This is a genomic window from Phenylobacterium deserti (assembly GCF_003254705.1).
GTDB classification, from domain to species: domain Bacteria; phylum Pseudomonadota; class Alphaproteobacteria; order Caulobacterales; family Caulobacteraceae; genus Phenylobacterium; species Phenylobacterium deserti.
The window spans coordinates 1,564,406-1,580,979 of sequence record NZ_QFYR01000001.1 but is presented as its reverse complement, the minus strand read 5'-3'; the positions used below and the strand labels follow the sequence as shown (position 1 = coordinate 1,580,979).

Genomic DNA, 16,574 nt, shown 5'->3' with positions numbered 1-16,574 from the left:
CTTGCTAAAGATGCCGCCGAGATGACGTCCCCGATCGATCCCATCCGCCGTGCGGCGCAATTGCGCCGCGCCCGCAAAGCTTCCGAAGCTGCGCGGCGCGAGGGCGCGCAGGAGGCGGACGCGGCCAACCTGCCGGTTCCGGTAGACGCGCCGCGCACGGTGCACGAGCCGGAGCCGGTCGCGCCCGCCGCGGCCGTGTTCGCCGCCCAGCTGCTGGGGCAAGACGGACAGAAGCGCGGCCTCAAGGCCGGACCGCAGGCGATCGACACCGCCCAGACCAGCTACAATCGCGCCGAATGGTCTGGCGCCAAGGATCGCCGCGCGCCCAAGGGCGCAAAGGCCAAGACGGAAATCTGAGCCGCTGGGCGGCAAGCCCTGCCCGGCAGCTCTCGCCCCGTCAGCCGAACGGATTCACCGCCCCCTGTGACGAAGCTGGCGCCGCTCTTGCGTTGCGGCGGCCATGCGCAAGTTCTTCCGCTTCATCGACCTGGCCGTGGTCACCCTGATCTTCACGGCCCTGACCTGATCCTGGCCTGCGTCAGGCTTCGTCCACGCCCTGCGGATTGCGGGCGCGGGTCTGCAGCCACATGACGCCCAGCAGGTCCGACAGCGACGCCCACAGGCGGCCGAGGTTCGTATATTTCGACCGGCCGGTCTGCCGATGCCGGTGGTGCACGGGCATGAACGCCGTCTGGTAGCCCTCGCGCAGCATCAAGGCCGGCAGGTAGCGGTGGATGTGGTCGAAGTAGGGAAGCCGCAGGAAGGCTTCGCGCCGGAACGCCTTCAGGCCGCACCCCGTGTCGTTGGCGGTATCGTTCAGCAGCCGCTTGCGGACGCCGTTGCCGAGCTTGGAGGCGATCTTCTTGGCCTGGCTGTCCTGGCGCTTGACCCGCTCGCCGCCCACAAGGGCAAGCTCGGGCGGGCCGGCGAGCAGCGCGTCCACCAGCTTGGGCCCGTCGGCCGGATCGTTCTGCCCGTCGCCGTCCAGCGTGACCACCACCGGGCCACGAGCGCCCAGGATGCCCGACCGGATGGCCCGGCTCTGGCCCGAGTTCTTGCGGTGAGCCAGCACGCGAAGCTCAGGGATCTCGCCCTTCAGCGCCGTGAGCACCGCACGAGTGTTGTCCCGGCTGGCGTCGTCCACGAACACGATCTCGAAGTTCCGGCCTGCAAAGGCGGCGGCGATTTCCCGCGCCAGAGCGGGGGCCGCGCCCTCTTCGTCGAAGACGGGAACCACCACAGAGATGTCGGGCGCTTGAACCATCGCCGTTCCATAGCGGAAAAGGCGGCTTAAGGAAGGATCGTGCTATCAGGACCAAATGACGCTTGAGGGTGCATTGGCGCGGTGGAGCCGCGGGTGGCGCGGTCCTGCGCTGGCGGCGTTTGTCGCCTTCGTCGCGGGTCTGCCCGGCATGCTGGCGGTTCCGCCGCTGGACCGTGACGAGTCGCGCTTCGCCCAGGCCACGGCCCAGATGCTGGAGACCCGCGACTTCGTGGTGATCCGCTTCCAGGATCAGCCCAGGTTCAAGAAGCCCGTGGGCATCCACTGGATGCAGGCGGCCAGCGTGTCCCTGCTGTCCAGCCCCGAGGCGCGGGAGATCTGGGCCTATCGCGTTCCGTCTCTCCTGATGGCGATGCTGGCGGCGGCGGCTTGCGCCTGGGGCGCGGCGGCCTTCTTCGGCCCCCAAGCCGGCATGGTGGCCGGCGCCCTGTTCGGCGCCACCTTGCTTCTGTCCACCGAGGCGATGATCGCCAAGACCGACGCGACCCTTTGCGGCACGACGACGCTCGCGCTGGCCGCCCTCGCCCGGCTCTACGCCGCCGCCCGCGACGGGCCACAGACGGGGCGGGCCACCATCTGGATCTTCTGGGTGGCCGTCGGCCTGTCGATGCTGGTGAAGGGACCGGTCGGCCCGCTGGTGATCGCCCTGACCCTGATCGGCTTGGCCCTGCTCGACCGGCGCGCCGGCTGGATGGGGCGGCTGAACTGGTGGTGGGGCCTGATCGTCGTGGCGGCGATCGTCGGCCCGTGGGCCGGCGCAGTGACCGTTGCGACGGACGGCGGCTTCTGGTCCACCGCCATCGGCGGCGATCTCGCGCCCAAGTTGGCCGGCGGGCAGGAAACCCATGGCGCGCCGCCCGGCTATCACACCCTGCTCGCGCCCATCCTCACCTTTCCCATGACCCTTCTGCTGCCTGCGGCGGCGGTTGTGGCCTGGACCTGCCGCCGCGAGCCAGGCGTGCGGTTCGCCATCGCCTGGTTTCTGCCGAGCTTCCTGCTGTTCGAGCTGATGCCGACGAAGTTGGTGCACTACCCGCTTCCGGCCTACGGCGCGCTCGCCTGGCTGGCGGCGGCGGCCTTGTCGGCGCCTCTGAACAAGTCCGTGCGCTGGACTGGCGCCGTCCTCAGCGCCCTGGTGGGCGTCGCGCTCGCCGCCGGCTGCTTCTATCTGGTGGGCGAGCATGGGGCGGGGGCCGCGGCGACCTTTGGCGCGATCGCCGGCGGCCTGCTGGCCGCGACGGGCCTGGTCGGCGCCTTCCTGCTGGTGCGCAACGCGCCGCAAGAGGCGACCGCCGCGGCCATTGGCTTGGGCGTGCTCGGACACATCGCGCTCAGTGCGGGGCTGGCCCCGCGGCTCAGCGACCTCTGGATCTCCCAGCGCACGGAGAAGGCCCTGGAAACCGCACAGCTGCTGCCTCGCCAGGGGATCGCCGACGCTCCGGTCGCGGTGGCCGGCTACGCCGAGCCGAGCCTGGTCTTCGCCCTCGGCACGCCGACCGAGCTCAAGGACGCCAAGGAAGCCGCCGAAGCCATCGCCGAGAACCGCCCCGCCATCGTCGAACAGCGCGAGGAGGCCGCCTTCCGCGACGCCCTTCGCGCGCTCGGCGTTCAGGCCGTGCAGGTGGCCGAGATCGAGGGCCTCGACTACTCCAACGGTGACGACATGACCCTGCGGGTCTACGAGGCGCGTGACGCCGACTACCGGGTGCTCCGCCGATGAGCCGCCACATCGAAATCGTCGAAGTCGGTCCTCGCGACGGCCTGCAGAACGAGGCCAAGGTCCTGGATGTCGACCAGAAGCTGGAGTTCATCCGGCGCCTTGAGGCGGCCGGCGCCCGGCGTATCGAGACCGTCTCCTTCGTGAACCCCAGGCGCGTGCCGCAGATGGCGGGGGCTGAGGAAATCTCCGTCGCCCTGCCCCCTCAGGCCGGTCGCTCCCGCATCGGCCTCGTGCTGAACGAGAAGGGTTGGGACCGTTGTGTCGCCGCCGGCTGCGACGAGGCCAATGTGGTGGTCTGCGCCTCGGACGGTTTCGGCATCCGCAATCAGGCCGCCTCGGTGGACGAGCAGATCGCCGCCCTGCGCGGCATCGTCGCCACGAAGCGCGAAGCCGGCGGCCCGCCGATCACTGTCACCGTCTCCGTGGCGTTCGGCGACCCGTTCGACGGCGAAGTGTCGGACGCTCAGGTCATGAAGGTCGTCGAGGCCGCCGCCGCCCTGCAGGTCGAGGAGATCGCCCTGGCCGACACCATCGGCGTCGCCGATCCTTGGACGGTCCGCCGGCGGATCGCGCTCGCCCGTGACGCGGCTCCCGATGCACGCCTGCGCATGCACTTCCACGACACCCGCAACACGGGCCTCGCCAACGCCTTCGCGAGCGTGGAGGCCGGCGTCGATGTGCTGGACGCCAGCTGCGGCGGGCTCGGCGGCTGTCCGTTCGCACCCAACGCCACCGGCAACATCGGGACGGAAGACTTGGTGTTCATGCTGGAGCGCGCCGGCTTCACCACCGGCTACGATCTGGCCGCCCTGGTCGACACCGCGCAATGGATGGCGGGGATCCTGGGCAAGCCGCCCGCCGCCAGCGTCAGCCGGGCAGGCACGTTCCCGTTCTAAGGGGGTTAGGCCGCGCGTCCCTTGAACCGCCACATCACCGGACGGGCGATGGCGGTGCAGACGATCACGGGCGACAGCGCCCAGGCCAGCAGGCGCTCCGACAGGTTCTGCGAGCGCTTGCGGAAGTAGCGGGCCAGCCCGACGCCCTTGTGGAACTCGACCCTCAGCGGGCTGGTCTGGCTGGTGTGGCCCAGGTGGATCACCTCGGCCTTGGGATGAAATAGCACCAGGCCCCCGGCCTGACGGACGCGCCAGCACAGGTCCACATCCTCGACATGGAGGAAGTAGCCCTCGTCGAAGCCTTGCACGTGGTCGAAGTCTTCGCGGCGCATGCAGAAGCAGGCGCCGGAGATGGTCGGCACCGGCGCCACGTGCTCGGGCGGCGCATCGCTTTCCCAGTGCACCTCGTAGCGGCGCAGAGCCGGCACCCGCTGGGCCAGACGGCTGAGCGACAGAAGGGCCGTCACCGGAGTGATGTCGCCGCGACGGGCGCCGCGCTGCTCGGTCCGGTCGGAGTTCAGCACCCGGCCGCCGACGATGGTCGGCACCGGGCGCTCTTCGATCTCGCGAACCAGTTCGGCGATGCAGCCGGGCTGCAGGAAGGCGTCGGGGTTCAGGAAGACGAGCAGGTCGCCGCGCGCCGTCCGGGCGCCGAGATTCGCGCCCCGCGCGAACCCGACGTTCCCGTGGCCCGCGACCAGGGTCACCCGCTCGTCACGATCGGCCAGGTTGCGCAAACGCGCCGCATCGACGCGCGTCGAGCCGTTGTCCACGATGACGAACTCGTCGACCAGCGGGTCGTTGAGCACGCATTGCAGGCTCTGCTCGAGCGCCTCGCCCGTCATGTAGACGACCATGACGACCGACACGCTGCGGCGCGGTCTCAGGAAGTCGGGCAGCCGGGCGGGCTCAACAGCGACGATCGGTGCGGCGATGCCGTTCATCCAGCCTCCATGACGTCGGCCTTTTCGACCGACGGTCCGCCGTCCCGCGCACGCCGCGCAACATCAGGCGGACTCGCCTCCAAGGCAAGCCCGTTCGCGGCGGCGGCAAGGTCGAGGACCTCCTGCCGATCAGACCCTAGGCGACGCAACGCAACCTGCTTCAGCTCCGCCTCGCGGCGACCGACCACAGCAATGACCGGAACCTTGGCGAGACTGTGTTCGCGCACCTTGTAGTTGATTTTTTCGTTCCGCAGATCCGTTTCCACACGCAGGCCCTGCGCCGCAAGGGTTTTGGCCACCTCCCGCGCATAGTCGTCGGCGTCGGACGTGATGGTCGCCACGACAACCTGAACGGGAGCGAGCCAGAGCGGGAACGCGCCAGCGTAATTTTCGATCAGCACGCCGATGAATCGTTCCAGCGAGCCGCAGATCGCCCGGTGCAGCATCACCGGACGCTGCTTGGAGCCGTCTTCCGCCACGTACTCGGCGCCGAGGCGCTCGGGCAGGACGTAGTCGAGCTGGATCGTGCCGCACGTCCAGGTGCGGCCGATGGAGTCCTTCAGCACCCAGTCGAGCTTGGGCGCGTAGAAGGCCCCGTCGCCTTCCGCGATCACCGGCTCCACGCCGGCCTTGCGGGCGGCCGACAGCATCTGCGCCTCGGCCTTGTCCCAGAACTCGTCGCTGCCGGCCCGCACTTCCGGACGGGTCGCCAGGGCGATGTGGTCCCGCGTCAGCCCGAAGTCGCTGTGGATCGAGTTGGCCAGCTCGATGAACTTCGCCGTCTCCTCCTCGATCTGGTCCTCGCGGCAGAAGATGTGGGCGTCGTCCTGGGTGAAGGCGCGCACCCGCATCAGCCCGTGCAGCGAGCCGGACGGCTCATAGCGGTGGCAGGCCCCGAACTCGGCCATGCGCAGCGGCAGGTCGCGATAGGACTTCTGGCCGAACTTGAAGATCTGCACGTGGCCCGGGCAGTTCATCGGCTTCAGGGAAAGCTCCTCGCCCTCCTCCGTCTCGCAGACGAACATGTTCGGCCGGTACTTGTCCCAGTGGCCGGACTTTTCCCAGAAGATGCGGTCCAGCACCTGGGGCGTGCGCACTTCCTTGTAGCCGGCTTCCTCCAGGCGGCGGCGGACATAGCTTTCCACCGTGCGCCAGAGGGTCAGGCCCTTCTCGTGCCAGAAGACCATGCCCTTGCCCTCTTCCTGCATGTGGAAGAGGTCCATCTGGCGGCCGAGCTTGCGGTGGTCGCGCTTCTCGGCTTCCTCAAGCCGCTGGATGTAGGCCTCGAGGTCCGCCTCGGTGGCCCAGGCCGTGCCGTAGATGCGCTGCAGCTGGGCGTTGCGGTGGTCGCCGCGCCAGTAGGCGCCCGCCAGCTTGGTCAGCTTGAAGGCCTTGCCCACCGCCTTGGTGGAGGGCAGGTGCGGACCGCGGCAAAGGTCCTTCCAGTTCCCCTGGCGATAGACGGTGATCTTCTCGCCGGCCGGGATGCTCTCGATGATCTGCGCCTTGTACTCCTCGCCGATCTCCCGGAAGTGCTTGATCGCCTCGTCGCGATCCCACTCCTCGCGCTTGATGGGCTCGTCGCGGTCGACGATCTCCTTCATGCGCTGTTCGATCTTGGCCAGGTCGTCCAGGCTGAACGGCTCTTCCCGCGCGAAGTCGTAGTAGAAGCCGTCCTCGATCGCCGGGCCGATGGTCACCTGCGTGCCGGGGAACAGCTCCTGCACGGCTTCCGCCATCACGTGGCTGACGTCGTGACGGATGGTCTCCAGCGCTTCGGGGCTTTCGCGGGTCAGCAGCTCGAAAGCGCCGCCATGCTCAAGCGGCCGGTCCACGTCCAGCAGCTTGCCGTCGAGCTTGACCAGGACGGCCTTCTTCTCGAGCGACTTGGCGATGGAGCCGGCGACTTCCCGGCCGGTCACGCCCTCGGCGTACTCGCGCTTGGAGCCGTCGGGGAAAATCAGTTCGATCATGTCTCACACGTCCATTTCCGCGCGGGAGGCTCGCTCCCCTTGCGCGGGGGTGGCGGGTCATATCCCGATCCACCCCAGGGATGACAGCGGCACAGCCGGCGGATGGCGAGGGCGCCTCCCACCACTGGGCCACGGCTGATCAGGGCCCCTGCCGCATATTCCGAGCACGTCGGAAGAAACCGGCATTGCCGCCCGATCAGCGGCGAAAGCGTCAGCTTGTAGGCGCGCAGCGCGCCTCTGACGCAGCTCTCGTAGAAAGTCATGCCGGCTACGGGATGGGAGAATTCGGCTCAGCGCTTACGCCGAGCCTACCCGGGGATCAAGCCGCGCCGGCGGGGCTAGTTCGCGTATCGGCGGCGGCTGTGGCCTGGCGGACAGCCTCGGTCACGGCCTCGAACGCCAGCAGCGTCGAGGCGTGGCGGGCGGGGTAGTCCTTGACCGGCGCAAGCATCGAGAGTTCCGCGAAACGTCCAACAGGCGCAGGCGCGCCCTCCTTGAGCATAGCACGGAACTGATCGCGGGCCAGTTCGAGCTCCGCCGCGCTGGCGCCGACCACGTGGGCGCCGAGGATCGAGGCCGCCGCCTGGCCAAGCGCGCAGGCCTTCACGTCCTGGGCGAAGTCGGCCACCCGGTCGCCCTCGAGCGACACGTCGACCACCACCCGGCTGCCGCACAGCTTGGCCACCTTCTCGACGCTGGCGTCCGGCGCAGCCAGGCGGCCGCTGCGCGGCAGGTTGGCCGCCAGCTTCAGCAACTGCGCCGAATAAAGGTCGTCGATCATGCTGCCGATGTAGTCGCCTGCGGCGGAGTGCGCCAGGGACGGGCCGCCGCAGCGGAGGCTTAACCTCCACATGCTACCCCGATTGCATGAAATGTTATCTGCGTGGCCTTGGGGTTTTCCTGCTCGCGCTCGCTTCCTGGAGCGCTGCGGCGTCGTCGGCGTCGGCTGGCGATCTCGAGCAAAGCGTCCTGGCCGAGCTGAACGCGATCCGGGCCCATCCTGCCGCCTACGCCCGCCACCTGCGGGAAGCGGCGCAGGAAGGCCGCGGCGGCGTCGCGGTGCTGGCCCGGCATGATCCCGCCGCCGTCCGCGAAGCGATCGCGTTTCTGGAGCGGCAGCCGGCCCTGCCGCCGCTTTCGGCGGACGGACGGCTGGCGTCCGCCGCCCGCGCCCACGTTCGCGCTCAAGGCCCGTCGGGGTCGATCGGCCATGGCGCCGCCGCCAGCGGCTTCGGCGAGCGTCTGGGCCTCCAGAAGATCGCCTACACCCAGGCGGCCGAGGGCATCTCCTACGGCCAGAGCAGCGGTCGCGACGTGGTCCTGCAGCTCGTCATCGACAGCGGCGTGCGCGGCCGCAGCCACCGGCGCGACGTGTTCGGCCCCGCCTATGACGCAGCTGGCGTGGCCTGCGGCCCCCATGCGGTCTGGGGCTCCATGTGCGTGATCGACTACGCCGCGGGTTTCTCCGGCCGCTGAAGCCTCAGCGGAACCAGCCGGCCACGACGCAGGAGGGCTCTCCATCCCGCACTCGGATGGTGGCCGGCCGGCCCCAGCCCGGGGCATAGGCCTGACGCGCACCGTCCTTCGAGACCTCCAGCATTCCGGGCGAACTGAACTGGCAGACCAGTTCCGTCGCCTTGCTGAAGCGGCCGCCGACCGGCAGGCTGACGCAGCTTACGTTGCCGTTCAGGCGGGTGAAGCGAACGCCTTGCAGCTCGAAGCTGCGGGCTGGCCGCCGCGGATCGCCCACCACCGGGCTTGAGCCGGGGCCGCACGCCGGCCCTTCGATTTGCCACGCATCGACGCGCGCATCCGCTGTCGACCATCCGCTGCGAGCCACAAGCACCGCGACGCCGATCATCGGAACCGCAAGAGCGGCTAAGGTGATCATAGGACCAATCTCGCCCAACCTGATCTGCATCGCGAGCCGCCTGAAGTTTACATGTGTAATTCAGAACATCCCATCGGCGGTCAGTCAATCGCTGATTGCAATCGCCCTCTGCCGTCAGCTGCAGTCGCATGAGCACGCTCAGGCTCGTGAAGGTGCAGACGCCGGCCATACGCCTGCCGGTGCGGTGGAGAGGCGCTCGCAGGGAGCTGCGCTTCGGCGCGCACAACTTTGTCGCCCTGATGGACGAGACCGGGCGGGTGCTGCGGGAATTCCATGGCATCGCGCGCGGCCCGTCCGGCGCCCAGCTGCGGATCTTCGGCGGGATCGTGCCCTTCGCCGAGGAGTACATCTGGGGCGAGACCTTTCACGGCCGCACCGGCTTCTATGACGAGAGCTTCCCGCAGGGCGAGCTGTTCGCCGGCCCGCCCGAGGTGGTGGAGCCGAAGCTCCAGGCGGCGGCCGCCCTGCAGGCCGCAGTCAATGCCCGCAACATCCGTTACCCCTGGCCCGCCACGCTCGGCTCCAACAGCAACGCCTATTTCGCCACGCTTCTTGCGGCCATGGACCTGAAGGACGTGCGCCTGCCGGGCCAGCTGTGGGCGCCCTCGGCCGGTCGGCGGCTGCTGGCGGATGCGGACCTGAAGAGCCTGGTCCGCGCCTGAGCCTCAGCCCTTGCGGGCGCGCCAGATCTCTTCGGAGCGGGCCTTCAGCGCCTCGCCCATGTCGCGGAAGCTGCGGTTGAGAGCCCCGCCCGTGCGCTTGGCCAGCGAGCCGCCCATCATGCCGCCGATGATCTCGCCATTGGAGACGATGCAGCTTTCCTCGGCCAGCGCCTCGATCTCGATGTAGCGGGTCATGACGATGAAGCCGCTCAGCATGGTCAGCCGCCAGTGCAGCTGCTCGTGCGGCACCCACTCCAGCACCGTCGGCTGGATCTGCCGCGGCGCCTGTCCGGGCAGAACCATGGTCAGGTCGAGCTTGCCGCCAATGCGGATGTCGCCCGAGGCCTTGGTGTAGAGCGGGTTCCACTGGTCCCAGGACTCGAGATCATAGATCACGTCCCAGATCACCTCGGCCGGCGCCTGGATGCCGACGCGGTGCTCGATCCGCACGCCGCTGGGGCCTTTGGCGGCGGGCGCGCCGCCGCCGCCCTTCTTCTTGTCGCCCCCTACGGGCATGCGCCCGAACATGGAGGCTCTCATCTGCGGGGTCGGTCCGATCGGCATCTAAGCTTGTTCCTTGATCCGCCAGGTCGCGCCGGCGGGTCCATCCATCACCTCAACATTCAACGCCGCAAGTTCGGCGCGGATACGGTCGGCTTCGGGCCAATCCTTGGCGGTGCGCGCGGCTGCCCGGGCCGCAATCAGGTCTTCAATGCGCGCTTTGAGGCCTTCGTCCGCCGCGCCCTGGAACCAATCGTCCGGATCCTGGACCAGGAAGCCCAGCAGGTTGGCCGCTTCCAGCAGGGCGGCTTGGGCGTCGGCCACGCGGCGCCAGTTGGTCTCTCCCGCAAGCAGTTCCGAGCGCGCCAGGTTCATCAGGCTGAACAGGGAGGAGAAGGCCTGCGGCGTGTTCAGGTCGTCCAGCAGGGCCGGCAGGAAGCCCGAGGCTTCCAGCGCCCGACCCACCGCGCCCTTGTCCGGCGCGGGCAGCTCGGCGTCGTGATCGCGGGCCACACGGCGGACGTCGACCAGCAGCTGGTAGAGCCGGTCCAGCGCGTTTTTGGCCTGGCCGATCAGCTCGCCGTTCCACTCCAGCGGCGCACGGTAGTGGCCGGCCAGTAGGGCCCAGCGGATCGCCTCGCCCGGATAGGACTCCAGCAGGTCGTGAGCCAGGGCGACGTTGCCGACGCTCTTGCTCATCTTCTCCTCGCCCATGTTGAGGAAGCCGTTGTGCAGCCAGTAGCGGGCGTACTCGGTCTTGTGCTCGTGGCCGTGGGCGCAGACGCCCTGGGCGAGCTCATTTTCGTGGTGCGGGAAGACCAGATCGATGCCGCCGCCGTGGATGTCGATCGGCAGGCCAAGCGCTTCCTCGATCATGGCCGAGCACTCGATGTGCCAGCCGGGCCGGCCCGAGCCCCAGGGGCTTTCCCACTCCGGCTCGTTCTCCTTGGACGGCTTCCACAGCACGAAGTCGGCCGGGTGGCGCTTGTACGGAGCCACATCCACCCGCGCGCCGGCGATCATCTCGTCCATCGGCCGGCCCGACAGCTTGCCGTAGGCGGGGAAGCTCTGGGTGTCGAACAGCACATGGCCTTCGGCCGCATAGGCCGAACCGTTGTCCACCAACTGGCCGATCATGGCGATGATCGCGTCCATGGTCTCGGTGACCCGCGGCTGCAGGCTGGGCGGCAGGGCCCCCAGCGCGCGCGCATCGGCGTTGTAGGCGTCGAGGTAGCGGTTGGTGATGGTCGAGATCGGCACGCCCTCGTCAGCGGCCTTCTTGTTGATCTTGTCGTCCACGTCCGTGACGTTGGCGGCGTACACCACCGCGTCTTCGCCATAGAGGCGGCGCAGCACGCGGAAAAGCACGTCGAAGACCACCACCGGCCGGAAATTGCCGATGTGGGCGAAGTTGTAGACCGTGGGCCCGCAGACATACATCGTCACCCGCTCGGGGTCGGCTGGGACGAAAGCCCGCTTGGTGCGGGTCATGGTGTCGTAAAGGCTCAGGTTCATGCTCAAGCTTATCGTAGCGTTACGGTTGCGGGGCTGTCCGCTCGGCCCATATACAGATCGCTCGGACGGGAAGCCACGCTGAGACTGGCGCGGGCCCGGCCGACCTTGGGTGGCACGCGTCATTTCCGGGACCCTCGTCCCGGCGCAACTCAGCCCCGGAAAGAACAATCCGTCAGATGGACTCCGTCATCCGTCCCCGCAAGCTCGTCCCCGCCGCCGACCTGGAGCCGGTGCAGCGCCCGACCCGCGAAGAGGCCATGGAGGCCGTCCGCACCCTGATCGCCTGGGCCGGCGACGACCCGCGCCGCGAAGGCGTGCTCGACACCCCCAAGCGCGTGGTCGACGCCTATGCGGAATGGTTCGAAGGCTACCAGGCGGACCCGGCCAAGGAGCTGTCGCGGACCTTCGAGGATGTGCAGGGCTATGACGACATCGTCATGCTGCGCGACATCGAGGTGGAGAGCCATTGCGAGCACCACATGGCGCCCTTCCTCGGCAAGGCCTACGTCGCCTACATGCCGACCAATCGCGTTGTGGGCATCTCCAAGCTGGCTAAGGTGGTCGAGATCTTCGCCCGCCGTCTCCAGACCCAGGAGACCATGACCCAGCAGATCGCCGACGCCATCACCGACAGCCTGCGTCCGGCGGGCGTCGCCGTCCTGATCGACGCGGCGCACCAGTGCATGACGACCCGCGGCGTGCACCACCGTCACGTCTCGACGATCACCACCCAGTTCACTGGTGTCTTCAAGACCGACCCCACCCTGCGCCAGCGCTTCCTGGACTTCGTGAACCGCAAGTAGGCCTCAGCGGGCGAGCGGGTTGGTCGGCTCGCCCTCTCCCGGACGTCGGGGCGGATGCACCAGCGTCACGAGCGTGAAGCTCAGCATGATCAAGAGGTACCAGGCGCCCAGCTTGCTGAGCGGCACCATCGACCAGCCGTGCCTCTGGCTGGGATAGATCCAGGCGTTTGCGAAGGTGCCGAGGTTCTCGGCGAACCAGATGAACAGCGACACCAGTAGTGCGCCCATCAGCATGGGCATGCGCCGCGGCGTAAGGTCCGGCGTGAACTGGAACCAGGTCCGCCAGAACAGCAGCACCGACAAGGCGTAGAGCCCCAGCCGGATGTCCGGCAGGTAGTGGTGCGTGAAGAAGTTGAGGTAGGCGAGGATCGCCAGCAGCCAGGGTCCCCAGACCGGCGGATAGTTCTGGAAGCGCACCTCGAACAGGCGGGTGATCCGGGCGATGTAGCTGCCGACGCAGGCGTACATGAAGCCGGAGAACAGCGGCACCCCGCCGATCCGCAGCAAGCTGGGTTCGGGGTAGATCCACGAGCCCTGGGCGGTCTTGAAGACCTCCATCACCGTGCCGACCACGTGGAAGACGAAGATCACGATGGCCTCGTCCTTGTGCTCCAGCCGGGTGGCCAGCAGGAAGACCTGCAGGGCCAGGGCGCCCACCACCAGGAAGTCGTAGCGGGCGATCGGCGCGCTCTCCGGCCAGAACAGTTGCGTGCCCAGCAGCAGCGCCAGCATCGCCCCGCCGAACAGGCAAGCCCAGGCCTGCTTCAGGCCGAACAGCAGGAACTCGTAGAGCCCGGCCCGCAGCCGGCTCCTCGCCGCCCAGGGACGCACCCACGCGTCGGCGGCGATCACCCGCCCCTTGAGCCATTCGTTCAAACTCATTCTATGGCCAGGCTAGCGCGGCTGGGGGCGGCGGCGCCATATGGCGGCCATGACCGACGCCGCCTTCCCTGTCGCCGCTTCCAAGCACGAGCTGGAGCACGGGCACGCTCTTGCGCCCCGCTTCGACGCCAACGGCCTGATCGCCGCGGTGACCACCCATGCGGACACGGGCGAAGTGCTGATGTTCGCCTGGATGAACGCCGAGGCCTTGGCCAAGACCATCGAAACCGGCGAGGCCCACTACTTCAGCCGTTCTCGCAACGAGCTCTGGCACAAGGGCGCCACCAGCGGCCAGATCCAGCAGGTCGTCGAGCTGCGCATCGACTGCGACCAGGACGCGGTGTGGCTCAAGGTTCATCCGCAGGGTGACGGCGGCGCCTGCCACACCGGCCAGCGCTCGTGCTTCTACCGCAAGGTGGAAGGCGGCCGGCTGGTCGCCCGCTAGACCTTCACCGGCGCCGTCAGGCCGCTGCCCTCCGGCCGGACCTCGAAGGTCGCCAGGGTGGCGGTGGTGAACGACCTCTCGGTGATGGTGGACACGCCCATCATCTCCGCCCGCGCGCCCTCGTGGGTCAGGGTGAGCAGCACGAAACCCTTGTACGACTGGTTGTTCCAGACGACTTCGGAGTTGGCGTCCGCATAGATCTTGCCAAGGTCGACACCCGGCACGTAGTCGCCGCCGCTCGGGCTGGTGACGCCGGTGGTCCCGAACTCACAAGCCACGCGCCGGCCCGCGTCGTCGTGCAGGTCGTTGGTCCAGAAGCAGTGACTATCGCCAGCCAGCACCACCGGACGCGCGCCCGCCTGCCGGAACAAGCCGTAGAGCCGCTCCCGGTCGACGGGATAACCATCCCAGCTGTCGAGCGTCCAAGGCAGGCCGTTCTGGCTGGCGCGGACCATCCGATCCATCCGGCGTCGCGCTCGAGCGTCCTGCGCCGCCAGCACCTCGGGAGCCAGGTGACGCGTGGGATCGGGAACCGCGATGCGGGCCATCAACACCTGGTTGCCGATCACCTGCCACGCGTGGCCGGCCTTCACCGAGCGCTTCAGCTCACGACCGATCCAGGCTTCCTGCCGGTCGTTCATCATGCGCCGTGCGGGATCAGCGATCTTGGCGCGCCAGGCGGCCAGATCGACCTTGCCGTCGACCTTGGGCGCGTCGTCCTCGAAGTCGAGCTGCTTGTCCCGGGCGCCCAGCCGCGTCTCAATCATGATCAGGCTGGCGAGATCGCCGAAGTGGAAGCTGCGCTCGCTGGCGGTGACCAGATCCTGGCCCGCCCCCGGCTCGCGGATCGGCATCCACTCGTAATAGGCCTTCAGGGCCGCCGCCTTGCGGGCCGCCCATTCGCCTTCGGTTTTGGTGCTGTGGTTCTCGGCCCCGCCGACCCAGGAGTCGTTGGCCGTTTCGTGGTCGTCCCAGGCGACAATCCAGGGCGCGCGGGCGTGAGCCGCCTGCAGCTGGGGATCGGATTTGTACTGTGCGTGACGGCGGCGGTAGTCCGTCAGGCTGACCACTTCGCGCGGCGGTTCGTGCGGCCGCTCGCCGGCCACTTTGGAGTCCATTCCATAGGACCCGGGGCCGCCGTACTCATAGATGTAGTCGCCCAGGTGCAGCACCGCGTCCACGCGCGGCAGGGCGGCGATCGCTTCATAGGCGTTGAAGTAGCCGTTCGGGTAAAGGGTGCAGGACGCTACCGCCAGCACCACGTCCTTGATCCCGCCCTGGGGAAGCGTGCGCGCACGGCCGACAGCCGAGACCGCCTCCCCGACCCGGAAGCGGTAGAAGTACTCGACCCCGGGCTTCAACCCGGTGACGTCGACCTTGACGGTGTAGTCCCGGTCGGGTCCCGCGGCCGCTCGCCCCTGCCGCACCACGGCCCGAAAGTCTGTGTCGCTTGCGACCTCCCAGAGCACGTCGAAGCGCCCGGCGTCAGCCTGGGCGGGCGTCGCCCGGGTCCAGATCACCAGCCGGTCGGCCAGGGGATCGCCGCTGGCCACGCCGTGTTCGAAGGTCGCGAGCGTCGCCGGGCTGGCCGCCAGCGCGCCCTGCGAGCCCGCCGCTCCGCCCAGCCCCAGAAGAGCCAGCGCCCTGCGCCGATCGATCTTCATGCCTCGCCCCCGACGCGCACTGTGTTTAGAACCGCTCTGAACCACAGGAGCATGACCGATCCATGTCGAGCGAGGCCCTCCATGTCGCGCGCGAGAAGCTGAGCCGCAAGACGCTCGATATGCACTACGCCATCACCTCCCTCATGGAGGAGATGGAGGCGGTGGACTGGTACCGGCAGCGCGCCGACGACACGGAAGACCCGGAGCTGAAGAAGATCCTTCTGCACAACGCCCGCGAGGAGCTGGAGCACGCGGCCATGGTCCTGGAGTGGATCCGGCGCAACGACCCGGAGGCCGACGCCCAGCTGCGGGAATACCTGTTCAAGGACGGCTCCATCGCCGGTCACGAGGAAGGCGCCAGCGAGAAGCATGGCCTCTGAAGACCTGGGGCTGGAGGACGACGGCGCCGAGGTCCTCACGGTCGAGCTCTCCTCCGCCGCGGCCGGCAAGCGCGTCGACAAGATGCTGGCCCGCAGCCTGCCGGAGCTTTCGCGCGCCCGCCTGCAGGCGCTGATTTCCGAAGGTCGTGTTCGCCGCGATGGCGCGCCGCTGCGCGACGGCTCGGTCAAGGCTGTGCCCGGCTTGTACGAGATCTCCGTCCCCCCGCCCCAGCCCGCGGAGCCTGCGCCCGAAGCGATCCCGCTGACCGTCCTCTTCGAAGACGCCGATCTGATCGTCATCGACAAGCCGCCCGGCATGGCGGTGCACCCGGCGCCCGGCAGCGAGACCGGCACCCTGGTCAACGCCCTGCTGCACCACTGCGGCGACAGCCTGTCCGGCATCGGCGGGGTGGCCCGCCCCGGCATTGTCCACCGGATCGACAAGGACACCTCGGGCGTCATCGTGGCCGCCAAGACTGATGCAGCGCACCAGGGCCTGTCCGCCCTGTTCGCCGCCCACGACATCGAGCGCATCTACATCGCCCTGACGCGAGGCTCGCCCTGGCCGACACGCGGCACGATCGAAGGCGCCATCGCCCGCTCGACCAATGATCGCAAGAAGATGGCCGTGGTGAACAGCGGCGGACGCCATGCGATCACCCACTACGCCGTGGAGCGGGCTTTCGGCCTGCCGGACAAGCGGCTGGCGGCCCGCGTCAGCTGCCAGCTCGAGACCGGCCGCACTCACCAGATCCGCGTCCACCTCGCCAGCAAGGGGACGCCCTGCCTGGGCGATCCGGTCTACGGCTCCGGCTCTCCGGCGACGCCGGTGCGCGAGGCGCTGGCCGCTTCCGGGCTCCAGCGGCAGGCGCTCCACGCCGCCGTGCTCGGCTTCAAGCACCCGGTGACGGGAGAGGCCCTGCGGTTCGAGAGCCCCCTGCCCGCCGACATGGCGAGACTGGAAGAACTTTTGGCGGCGCTTAGCGCGGACTAAACCCTGACGTGCGACATGGCGG

The 16,574-nt window shown here is 68.8% G+C and carries 19 protein-coding genes; 9 read left to right on the top strand and 10 right to left on the bottom strand.

What is annotated here, in order from left to right:
* The first annotated feature begins 21 nt into the window (after positions 1 to 21).
* Positions 22 to 357, top strand: coding sequence for a hypothetical protein (locus DJ018_RS07995; protein WP_240609479.1), 336 nt, complete (start codon positions 22 to 24; stop codon positions 355 to 357).
* Between the two features lie 181 nt (positions 358 to 538).
* Here the strand turns inward: DJ018_RS07995 and DJ018_RS07990 are convergent, their stop codons facing one another.
* Positions 539 to 1,264 carry a glycosyltransferase family 2 protein gene (locus DJ018_RS07990; RefSeq protein WP_111514292.1) on the bottom strand — a complete coding sequence of 242 codons (726 nt, stop codon included), beginning with the start codon at positions 1,262 to 1,264 and terminating at the stop codon, positions 539 to 541.
* Positions 1,265 to 1,319: 55 nt separating this feature from the next.
* On the opposite strand from DJ018_RS07990, the gene DJ018_RS07985 reads away from it, so the two are divergent.
* Both DJ018_RS07985 and DJ018_RS07980 read left to right on the top strand, forming a co-directional pair.
* Positions 1,320 to 3,002: an ArnT family glycosyltransferase gene (locus DJ018_RS07985; RefSeq protein WP_111514291.1), complete on the top strand. Its 1,683-nt coding sequence runs from the start codon at positions 1,320 to 1,322 to the stop codon at positions 3,000 to 3,002.
* On the top strand, positions 2,999 to 3,898 hold the full coding sequence (locus tag DJ018_RS07980; RefSeq protein WP_111514290.1) for a hydroxymethylglutaryl-CoA lyase: 900 nt from the start codon (positions 2,999 to 3,001) through the stop codon (positions 3,896 to 3,898). Before DJ018_RS07985 ends, DJ018_RS07980 begins: the two co-directional genes overlap by 4 nt.
* A 5-nt stretch (positions 3,899 to 3,903) precedes the next feature.
* Here DJ018_RS07980 and DJ018_RS07975 read toward each other — a convergent pair whose 3' ends face one another.
* From DJ018_RS07975 to DJ018_RS07960, 4 genes are read right to left on the bottom strand one after another with little or no spacing between them, the layout of a single operon-like run.
* On the bottom strand, positions 3,904 to 4,842 hold the full coding sequence (locus DJ018_RS07975) for a glycosyltransferase family 2 protein (RefSeq protein WP_111514289.1): 939 nt from the start codon (positions 4,840 to 4,842) through the stop codon (positions 3,904 to 3,906).
* Positions 4,839 to 6,815: a threonine--tRNA ligase gene (thrS, locus tag DJ018_RS07970; protein ID WP_111514288.1), complete on the bottom strand. Its 1,977-nt coding sequence runs from the start codon at positions 6,813 to 6,815 to the stop codon at positions 4,839 to 4,841. Before thrS ends, DJ018_RS07975 begins: the two co-directional genes overlap by 4 nt.
* Positions 6,812 to 7,078 carry a membrane protein insertion efficiency factor YidD gene (gene yidD / locus DJ018_RS07965; protein ID WP_111514287.1) on the bottom strand — a complete coding sequence of 89 codons (267 nt, stop codon included), beginning with the start codon at positions 7,076 to 7,078 and terminating at the stop codon, positions 6,812 to 6,814. The genes thrS and yidD overlap by 4 nt, the downstream gene beginning before the upstream one ends.
* Positions 7,079 to 7,134: 56 nt before the next feature.
* Positions 7,135 to 7,596: an iron-sulfur cluster assembly scaffold protein gene (locus DJ018_RS07960; RefSeq protein WP_111514734.1), complete on the bottom strand. Its 462-nt coding sequence runs from the start codon at positions 7,594 to 7,596 to the stop codon at positions 7,135 to 7,137.
* An 86-nt stretch (positions 7,597 to 7,682) separates the two neighbouring features.
* Here DJ018_RS07960 and DJ018_RS07955 point away from each other — a divergent pair, with 86 nt between their 5' ends.
* A complete protein-coding gene (locus tag DJ018_RS07955) occupies positions 7,683 to 8,291 on the top strand; it encodes a CAP domain-containing protein (protein ID WP_111514286.1) in 609 nt (202 codons plus the stop codon).
* Positions 8,292 to 8,295: 4 nt separating this feature from the next.
* Here DJ018_RS07955 and DJ018_RS07950 read toward each other — a convergent pair whose 3' ends face one another.
* Complete coding sequence (locus DJ018_RS07950; RefSeq protein WP_111514285.1) at positions 8,296 to 8,706, bottom strand: hypothetical protein; 411 nt, start codon at positions 8,704 to 8,706, stop codon at positions 8,296 to 8,298.
* Positions 8,707 to 8,834: 128 nt separating this feature from the next.
* Here DJ018_RS07950 and DJ018_RS07945 point away from each other — a divergent pair, with 128 nt between their 5' ends.
* A complete protein-coding gene (locus tag DJ018_RS07945) occupies positions 8,835 to 9,368 on the top strand; it encodes a hypothetical protein (RefSeq protein ID WP_133254241.1) in 534 nt (177 codons plus the stop codon).
* 3 nt (positions 9,369 to 9,371) lie between these two features.
* On the opposite strand, the gene DJ018_RS07940 is transcribed toward DJ018_RS07945, so the two are convergent.
* The gene (locus DJ018_RS07940) at positions 9,372 to 9,932 is read right to left on the bottom strand and encodes an SRPBCC domain-containing protein (RefSeq protein WP_240609478.1); all 561 of its coding nucleotides are present in this window, start codon (positions 9,930 to 9,932) and stop codon (positions 9,372 to 9,374) included.
* The gene (gene cysS / locus DJ018_RS07935; protein ID WP_111514283.1) at positions 9,933 to 11,384 is read right to left on the bottom strand and encodes a cysteine--tRNA ligase; all 1,452 of its coding nucleotides are present in this window, start codon (positions 11,382 to 11,384) and stop codon (positions 9,933 to 9,935) included.
* Between the two features lie 176 nt (positions 11,385 to 11,560).
* Here cysS and folE point away from each other — a divergent pair, with 176 nt between their 5' ends.
* Positions 11,561 to 12,187 (top strand): GTP cyclohydrolase I FolE, encoded by a 627-nt coding sequence (gene folE / locus DJ018_RS07930; protein WP_111514282.1) that lies wholly within the window; start codon positions 11,561 to 11,563, stop codon positions 12,185 to 12,187.
* Between the two features lie 3 nt (positions 12,188 to 12,190).
* On the opposite strand, the gene DJ018_RS07925 is transcribed toward folE, so the two are convergent.
* Complete coding sequence (locus DJ018_RS07925; RefSeq protein WP_111514281.1) at positions 12,191 to 13,069, bottom strand: DUF817 domain-containing protein; 879 nt, start codon at positions 13,067 to 13,069, stop codon at positions 12,191 to 12,193.
* A 49-nt stretch (positions 13,070 to 13,118) separates the two neighbouring features.
* Here DJ018_RS07925 and hisI point away from each other — a divergent pair, with 49 nt between their 5' ends.
* Positions 13,119 to 13,514, top strand: coding sequence for a phosphoribosyl-AMP cyclohydrolase (hisI, locus tag DJ018_RS07920; protein WP_111514732.1), 396 nt, complete (start codon positions 13,119 to 13,121; stop codon positions 13,512 to 13,514).
* Here the strand turns inward: hisI and DJ018_RS07915 are convergent.
* The gene (locus tag DJ018_RS07915) at positions 13,511 to 15,178 is read right to left on the bottom strand and encodes an alkaline phosphatase D family protein (protein ID WP_111514280.1); all 1,668 of its coding nucleotides are present in this window, start codon (positions 15,176 to 15,178) and stop codon (positions 13,511 to 13,513) included. The two genes, hisI and DJ018_RS07915, sit on opposite strands and share 4 nt — an antisense overlap.
* A 62-nt stretch (positions 15,179 to 15,240) precedes the next feature.
* Here DJ018_RS07915 and DJ018_RS07910 point away from each other — a divergent pair, with 62 nt between their 5' ends.
* Positions 15,241 to 15,558, top strand: coding sequence for a ferritin family protein (locus DJ018_RS07910; RefSeq protein WP_111514279.1), 318 nt, complete (start codon positions 15,241 to 15,243; stop codon positions 15,556 to 15,558).
* Entirely contained in the window at positions 15,548 to 16,552 is a 1,005-nt protein-coding gene (locus tag DJ018_RS07905; RefSeq protein WP_111514278.1) for an RluA family pseudouridine synthase, read from the top strand. Before DJ018_RS07910 ends, DJ018_RS07905 begins: the two co-directional genes overlap by 11 nt.
* The last annotated feature ends 22 nt before the right edge of the window (positions 16,553 to 16,574 follow it).